The organism is Bacillus sp. FSL R5-0593 (assembly GCF_038603755.1).
Lineage (GTDB): Bacteria > Bacillota > Bacilli > Bacillales > Bacillaceae > Bacillus > Bacillus velezensis.
In genome coordinates this window covers 907,366-915,000 of record NZ_CP152011.1, presented here as the reverse complement: position 1 = coordinate 915,000, position 7,635 = coordinate 907,366, and the positions used below count along the sequence as shown (strand labels likewise).

Genomic DNA, 7,635 nt, shown 5'->3' with positions numbered 1-7,635 from the left:
ACCTCTTCATCTACCTCGTTCCTTTGTAACTCCGTACAGAGTGTCCTACAACCCCAAGAGGCAAGCCTCTTGGTTTGGGCTGATCCCGTTTCGCTCGCCGCTACTCAGGGAATCGCATTTGCTTTCTCTTCCTCCGGGTACTTAGATGTTTCAGTTCCCCGGGTCTGCCTTCTCATATCCTATGTATTCAGATATGGATACCACTCCATTACGAGTGGTGGGTTTCCCCATTCGGAAATCTCCGGATCAAAGCTTGCTTACAGCTCCCCGAAGCATATCGGTGTTCGTCCCGTCCTTCATCGGCTCCTAGTGCCAAGGCATCCACCGTGCGCCCTTTCTAACTTAACCGTTAAAAAGAATCACTACGTGATATCTTGCATTACTAATTGAATGTGAATTACTTCTGTTATCTAGTTTTCAAAGAACAACGCATAGGACATGCTAACACATGCGTTGCCACAGGAAGTGGCGCATTTAGCAGGTGTTCCTATGTTTTGAAGGAATGATCCTTCAAAACTAAACAAGACAGGGAACGTTCTGTTTATAAGACCCAAGGTCTTATATTCCGTTAAAATCCTTAGAAAGGAGGTGATCCAGCCGCACCTTCCGATACGGCTACCTTGTTACGACTTCACCCCAATCATCTGTCCCACCTTCGGCGGCTGGCTCCATAAAGGTTACCTCACCGACTTCGGGTGTTACAAACTCTCGTGGTGTGACGGGCGGTGTGTACAAGGCCCGGGAACGTATTCACCGCGGCATGCTGATCCGCGATTACTAGCGATTCCAGCTTCACGCAGTCGAGTTGCAGACTGCGATCCGAACTGAGAACAGATTTGTGGGATTGGCTTAACCTCGCGGTTTCGCTGCCCTTTGTTCTGTCCATTGTAGCACGTGTGTAGCCCAGGTCATAAGGGGCATGATGATTTGACGTCATCCCCACCTTCCTCCGGTTTGTCACCGGCAGTCACCTTAGAGTGCCCAACTGAATGCTGGCAACTAAGATCAAGGGTTGCGCTCGTTGCGGGACTTAACCCAACATCTCACGACACGAGCTGACGACAACCATGCACCACCTGTCACTCTGCCCCCGAAGGGGACGTCCTATCTCTAGGATTGTCAGAGGATGTCAAGACCTGGTAAGGTTCTTCGCGTTGCTTCGAATTAAACCACATGCTCCACCGCTTGTGCGGGCCCCCGTCAATTCCTTTGAGTTTCAGTCTTGCGACCGTACTCCCCAGGCGGAGTGCTTAATGCGTTAGCTGCAGCACTAAGGGGCGGAAACCCCCTAACACTTAGCACTCATCGTTTACGGCGTGGACTACCAGGGTATCTAATCCTGTTCGCTCCCCACGCTTTCGCTCCTCAGCGTCAGTTACAGACCAGAGAGTCGCCTTCGCCACTGGTGTTCCTCCACATCTCTACGCATTTCACCGCTACACGTGGAATTCCACTCTCCTCTTCTGCACTCAAGTTCCCCAGTTTCCAATGACCCTCCCCGGTTGAGCCGGGGGCTTTCACATCAGACTTAAGAAACCGCCTGCGAGCCCTTTACGCCCAATAATTCCGGACAACGCTTGCCACCTACGTATTACCGCGGCTGCTGGCACGTAGTTAGCCGTGGCTTTCTGGTTAGGTACCGTCAAGGTGCCGCCCTATTTGAACGGCACTTGTTCTTCCCTAACAACAGAGCTTTACGATCCGAAAACCTTCATCACTCACGCGGCGTTGCTCCGTCAGACTTTCGTCCATTGCGGAAGATTCCCTACTGCTGCCTCCCGTAGGAGTCTGGGCCGTGTCTCAGTCCCAGTGTGGCCGATCACCCTCTCAGGTCGGCTACGCATCGTCGCCTTGGTGAGCCGTTACCTCACCAACTAGCTAATGCGCCGCGGGTCCATCTGTAAGTGGTAGCCGAAGCCACCTTTTATGTCTGAACCATGCGGTTCAGACAACCATCCGGTATTAGCCCCGGTTTCCCGGAGTTATCCCAGTCTTACAGGCAGGTTACCCACGTGTTACTCACCCGTCCGCCGCTAACATCAGGGAGCAAGCTCCCATCTGTCCGCTCGACTTGCATGTATTAGGCACGCCGCCAGCGTTCGTCCTGAGCCAGGATCAAACTCTCCGATAAAGTAGTTTGACTGACTACGCACATCACTGTGCGATTTATTTAAAACTTTGAATTAACAGGTACGTTTTGTCTTGTTTAGTTTTCAAAGATCATTTCAACCTCATCTCGAGGCGACTTTTTCAGTATAACATTTCAGCGAGTTGCTGTCAAATGTTTTTTTGTTTTTATTTCTCCGCCGCTGTGAGCTTTTTGTTGAAGCGCATCAGCGACGTTTAATAATATACCATGCCTATGATTCAGCGTCAACACTTTTTTTGAAAGAATATCCTCGATGATATACTTCCTGCCCTTTGGTCTCTATTTGAGATACTTCAACAAAGCCTTTTTCCGTCAGATAATCAAGCATGACACCGAGATCTTGGGTGAAGTGCAGCAGTTCAGGGTGCTGAAGCAATTCTCCAAACTGCCACATTTCTTTTTCTTTCATCACTTGAAAAAGGTGGGCAGAACCGATTTCAGCTTTTGAATGGATGAGAAAATCATTTGCTAAGAATAATAATTCGAGCCTTTTCTCCAAACTTTCGTGACTCTCGACAAGTTCGGAGTATAGCTTATATACCTGCGGCTCAATGTGACGGACCTGGTTCCAGACTGTCGTTTCGGGATAAAATCCCCGGTCAATCACTTCTATGCGGGCCAAGTGGTGAAGAGCATGCACTACCGCATAATATGCATCCAGAAAATGATCAGCTTCAAAAAACGCTTTTCCTTCTACAAATCTTCTGATCAGCTTGCCGTATTCCATTCCGATCTTTAATTTCCGCTCGGCGAAAGGAAAAGTGCTGAGCCGGTCATTGAGTTCAGATATATATTCATTGCGGTCAAACAGTACTTTGCCGTTGATGATCCAATCTATGACTCTTCTATTGGTCCCAAGCAGAATCCATTCCTGAAGCAGAGCATCCGTTACAATATGTAAAGAAGCGGTTTTTTGTTCGAATTCATAATGCTTTATAAAAAGAGGTTCATCAGCCTGTTTGACAATGACAAGCATGACCGCATCAAAGTTATCCGTGATGGATGATGCTTTACTCCTTCTCTCAATCATAAGGACGGCCAGCGTATCGGGATGACTTGCTCTTTCTTGGTAAATTGGACGGAGAAGATTGTCCATTACGATTCCTCCAATGCGATTGTTTCACTAGCTATTGTTTCTACATTTCTATGATAAAACATGAAAGTCCTTTTTTCTAAACACATTGCACTATTATAACAAATTTCCTTTCAGGTGCCATATTTATTCTTCCCTTTTCTTACGAAAACATGAAGAATATGCCATCTGTTTTGTGCTATAGTTAAACGGGAGGGGGATGGACATGGCGAAATACTCAAGCAAAATTAATAAGATCAGAACGTTTGCGTTAAGTTTGGTTTTCGTTGGGTTTATCATTATGTACATCGGGCTGTTCTTTAAGCAGTCTGTTTTGCTTGCCAGCTTGTTTATGATTCTCGGCCTGCTGTCGATCGGGCTCAGCACCGCCGTTTATTTTTGGATCGGCATGCTGTCCACAAAAGCGGTCCGGGTGATGTGCCCCGCTTGCGAGAAAGAAACGAAGATTCTGGGCAGAGTGGATATGTGCATGCATTGCAGAGAGCCGCTTACATTGGATAAAGGATTGGAAGGCAAAGCGTTCGATGAGTCTTATAACAGAAAAAACAGTGTAAAATAAACGAAGCTGACCGTATCAAAGCGGTCAGCTTCGTTTAGTGGTTTTCTTTTTTGGAACATTCTTGGCAGACGCCGTAAATCTCCAAACGGTGGTGGCTTACCTTAAACCCCGTGACGTGAGCCGCAAGCTGTTCCACTTCGTCAAGCCCGGGATAGTGGAAGTCTACGATTTTTCCGCAGCTTTCACAAATGGCGTGATAATGGTCAGAGGTGACAAAGTCAAATCTGCTGGACGCATCTCCGTACGTCAGTTCCTTTACAAGCCCCGCTTCCCGGAATACACGCAAATTGTTATACACTGTCGCAACACTCATATTAGGGAATTTCCCTTCCAAGGCTTTATATATATCGTCCGCTGTCGGATGTGCCATAGAATCCACGAGATATTCCAGAATGGCATGACGTTGAGGAGTAATCCGGACTCCCGTATCCTTCAACGTGTCTAAGGCTTCTTTTAATTCATGTGCAGCCATCCGTCATGCACCTCTCTTCTAAAAAAGATTCTTACTTTATAATGTTTATAATTAGTGTACATCTTTTTCCGGTCTCCTGTCAAATGTAATCTGAAGAAAACCCCGTGAGTTCAGCATTTGTCCATTAATTAGACGCAATTTGTTCCAATTCGCGAAGCGCCTCGGCAACGTGATCTTTCACTTTTACCTTTCTCCACTCCTTCACAAGACGGCCTTCTTTGTCTAACAAAAAAGTGGATCGCTCGATACCCATATATTCTTTCCCAAAATTCTTCTTCAGCTTCCACACATCAAAAGCTTCCGCCAATTTGTGCTCATCATCAACGAGGAGCTGGAAAGGAAGATCGTGTTTTTGCTTAAATTTTTCATGTTTATCACGGCTGTCAGGGCTTACTCCGATGATAACGGCATCAAGTCCCGCGAAACTTTCGTGCTGATCACGGAAATCACATGCTTCCGTCGTGCATCCGGGTGTCATGTCTTTCGGATAAAAATAGAGAACGACGTACTTCCCTTTAAAATCCGTCAATGCTACTTCTTCACCGCTGTCATTCACTAATTTCATATCCGGTGCTGTTTGTCCGATTTCAATCGTCATTTCTTATACCTCCGGGTTTTTTATTAAGCGTATCCAATTCACGTTAAGATTACAACCGTTATCCCCCCGCTCTTTTCTGGAAGCATGAACCGTTGTGCTCGCAATGAAGCATGCTACAATAGAACATGATGTAAGGAGATATTAGGAGGGTCATTTTTTGTATACAAAATCAGTTGAACTTCATAAGGAAGCGTTAGAGCATATCGTCGGAGGCGTGAACAGCCCGTCCAGATCCTATAAAGCGGTAGGCGGCGGTTCACCCGTTGCGATGGAAAAAGCGAACGGCGCTTATTTCTGGGATGTAGACGGGAATCAGTATATCGATTATTTAGCGGCTTACGGCCCGATTATTACCGGACATGCCCATCCGCATATTACTGAAGCGATTAAAACAGCGGCTGAAAACGGCGTGCTGTACGGGACGCCGACCAAACATGAGGTCACTTTCGCCAAAATGCTGAAGGAGGCCATTCCTTCACTTGATAAAGTACGATTCGTAAACTCAGGCACTGAAGCGGTAATGACAACGATCCGAGTTGCACGCGCTTATACAGGCCGGACAAAAATCATTAAATTCGCCGGCTGCTATCACGGCCATTCTGATCTCGTACTTGTCGCTGCGGGTTCCGGCCCGTCTACGCTCGGCACTCCTGATTCCGCCGGCGTGCCGAAAAGCATCGCCAATGAGGTGATTACCGTTCCTTTCAATGACATTGAAAGCTACAAAGCCGCGCTGGATAAATGGGGTTCAGAAATTGCAGCGGTTCTCGTCGAGCCGATCGTCGGCAACTTCGGCATCGTTGAACCTGAAGAAGGATTTTTAGAACAGGTAAATGAATTGACCCATAAAGCGGGCGCGCTCGTCATTTATGATGAAGTGATCACGGCGTTCCGTTTTATGTACGGAGGCGCGCAGGATCTTCTTCAAGTGAAGCCTGATTTAACGGCGCTCGGTAAAATTATCGGGGGCGGCCTGCCGATCGGCGCTTACGGAGGCAAAAAAGAGATCATGGAGCAGGTTGCTCCGCTCGGCCCGGCATATCAAGCCGGCACGATGGCCGGAAACCCGGCATCTATCCTATCAGGCATCGCCTGTCTGGAAGTGCTGAAGGAAGAAGGCGTTTATGAGCGGCTTGATGAGCTCGGCGCCAGACTTGAGCACGGCATTCTCGCCCATGCGGAGACACACGGCATTACCATCACCGTCAACCGTTTAAAAGGCGCGCTCACGGTTTACTTCACTGATGAAAAGATCGTCAATTACGAGCAGGCGGAAAATACGGACGGAGAAGCATTCGCCAAGTTCTTCAAGCTGATGCTTGAGCGCGGCATCAATCTCGCTCCATCGAAGTATGAAGCTTGGTTTATCACAACCGCACATACTGAAGAGGATATCGACGCCACTTTACAAGCCGTTGAAGATGCGTTCAGACATATGAAAAAATAACTGCTGAAACAAGCGGGAGCCCGGGGCTTCCGCTTTTTCTTTTTGTCCGATTTGTGAGATAATGGTTTTTTCAAAAAAAGACCTTGAATAATCGGTATGATCCCTGTATATTACTTTATTGTTTAGCAAATCAGCCGACAGGGAAATGTAAGTGTCAGCCGTTCGTTCGGCACATAATTTATTAGAGAAAGGAATGCACGCACAAACCAATGAAACTTGGTGCCCGCATTTTTAAAACAGGGATTGCGATTACGCTCGCGCTCTACTTAGCATCATGGATCGGACTTCCGTCGCCGATCTTTGCCGGGATTGCAGCTATATTTGCCATACAGCCCTCTATTTACAGGTCTTTTCTTATCATTATTGATCAGGTTCAGGCAAATATCATCGGCGCTGTCATCGCTACGGCATTCGGACTGATTTTCGGACCGAGTCCGATTATGATCGGATTGACCGCAGTGATTGTCATCACGATCATGTTAAAACTGAAAATTGAACACACCATTTCGATTGCGCTCGTGACGGTTATCGCAATTTTAGAAACACCGGGAAACAGCTTCCTGACGTTCGCTCTGATACGAACAAGCACCGTTATTTTAGGCGTGCTGTCTTCTTTTATTGTGAACCTTGTGTTTCTTCCGCCGAAATACGAAACGAAGCTGACTCATCATACGGTTGAATATACCGATGAGATCATGAAATGGATCAGGCTGACGATGCGTCAGTCCACGGAACACTCGATATTGAAAGAGGATATTGAGAAGCTGAAGGAAAAGATGATGAAGCTTGATCATACGTACCTTCTTTATAAAGAGGAGAGAAGCTACTTTAAGAAAACGACGTATGTAAAGTCGCGCAAGCTTGTATTGTTCAGACAGGCGATTATTACGGCGAATCGGGCGCTTGATACGCTGAAAAAGCTGCACCGCTATGAAAACGAGATTTATCATATGCCGGAGGAATTTCAGGAGACGCTGACAGAAGAAATTGATTATCTGCTTCATTGGCACGAAAGGATTCTGATGCGGACGGTCGGCAAGATCAAACCGCATGATGACGACGCTGAAGAAAGCATAAGATATAAACAGCTTTTGACGAAGTCTTTCTTGAAAAATCAGCAGAACTGCGAGGATGAACTGCTTGATTACAATATGCTCAGCATTATGGCTGCGGTTGCGGAATACCGCGAGCAGCTGGAGCATCTCGATACATTAATTACGAGTTTTCAGACATACCACCCGAAAGACAGCGAATTAGAAACAGACGATGATGAGTAACCCGGTGCTTCCGTAAAACCGGGTTTTTTTGCATTCAAAA

The 7,635-nt window shown here is 46.9% G+C and carries 6 protein-coding genes and 2 rRNA genes (1 of these 8 only partly in view); 3 read left to right on the top strand and 5 right to left on the bottom strand.

The features are described 5' to 3' along the window. The 3 genes from NYE36_RS04465 to NYE36_RS04455 form a co-directional block, all read right to left on the bottom strand. Window positions 1–348: ribosomal RNA gene (locus NYE36_RS04465) — 23S ribosomal RNA — on the bottom strand; it reaches 2,582 nt to the left of the window's first position. Window positions 349–581: 233 nt separating this feature from the next. Next, window positions 582–2,131: ribosomal RNA gene (locus NYE36_RS04460) — 16S ribosomal RNA — on the bottom strand. Together the 16S and 23S rRNA genes form the textbook arrangement of a ribosomal RNA operon. A gap of 229 nt (window positions 2,132–2,360) precedes the next feature. Continuing rightward, on the bottom strand, window positions 2,361–3,245 hold the full coding sequence (locus NYE36_RS04455; RefSeq protein ID WP_014417244.1) for a nucleotidyltransferase-like protein: 885 nt from the start codon (window positions 3,243–3,245) through the stop codon (window positions 2,361–2,363). A gap of 202 nt (window positions 3,246–3,447) precedes the next feature. On the opposite strand from NYE36_RS04455, the gene NYE36_RS04450 reads away from it, so the two are divergent. After that, entirely contained in the window at window positions 3,448–3,801 is a 354-nt protein-coding gene (locus NYE36_RS04450; protein ID WP_007408568.1) for a YgzB family protein, read from the top strand. Between the two features lie 34 nt (window positions 3,802–3,835). On the opposite strand, the gene perR is transcribed toward NYE36_RS04450, so the two are convergent. After that, on the bottom strand, window positions 3,836–4,273 hold the full coding sequence (perR, locus tag NYE36_RS04445; protein WP_003155465.1) for a peroxide-responsive transcriptional repressor PerR: 438 nt from the start codon (window positions 4,271–4,273) through the stop codon (window positions 3,836–3,838). 124 nt (window positions 4,274–4,397) lie between these two features. Beyond that, window positions 4,398–4,871 carry a thioredoxin-dependent thiol peroxidase gene (gene bcp, locus NYE36_RS04440; protein ID WP_003155466.1) on the bottom strand — a complete coding sequence of 158 codons (474 nt, stop codon included), beginning with the start codon at window positions 4,869–4,871 and terminating at the stop codon, window positions 4,398–4,400. A gap of 157 nt (window positions 4,872–5,028) precedes the next feature. On the opposite strand from bcp, the gene NYE36_RS04435 reads away from it, so the two are divergent. Next, the gene (locus NYE36_RS04435) at window positions 5,029–6,318 is read left to right on the top strand and encodes a glutamate-1-semialdehyde 2,1-aminomutase (RefSeq protein ID WP_053104685.1); all 1,290 of its coding nucleotides are present in this window, start codon (window positions 5,029–5,031) and stop codon (window positions 6,316–6,318) included. Between the two features lie 209 nt (window positions 6,319–6,527). Further along, on the top strand, window positions 6,528–7,595 hold the full coding sequence (locus tag NYE36_RS04430) for an aromatic acid exporter family protein (RefSeq protein ID WP_007408566.1): 1,068 nt from the start codon (window positions 6,528–6,530) through the stop codon (window positions 7,593–7,595). The last annotated feature ends 40 nt before the right edge of the window (window positions 7,596–7,635 follow it).

Excerpts from the sequence above, each read along its gene's own strand:
- perR (WP_003155465.1), bottom strand. The coding sequence starts at position 4,273 with ATGGCTGCACATGAATTAAAAGAAGCCTTAGACACGTTGAAGGATACG.
- bcp (WP_003155466.1), bottom strand. The coding sequence starts at position 4,871 with ATGACGATTGAAATCGGACAAACAGCACCGGATATGAAATTAGTGAAT.
- NYE36_RS04455 (WP_014417244.1), bottom strand. The coding sequence starts at position 3,245 with ATGGACAATCTTCTCCGTCCAATTTACCAAGAAAGAGCAAGTCATCCC.
- NYE36_RS04450 (WP_007408568.1), top strand. The coding sequence starts at position 3,448 with ATGGCGAAATACTCAAGCAAAATTAATAAGATCAGAACGTTTGCGTTA.
- NYE36_RS04430 (WP_007408566.1), top strand. The coding sequence starts at position 6,528 with ATGAAACTTGGTGCCCGCATTTTTAAAACAGGGATTGCGATTACGCTC.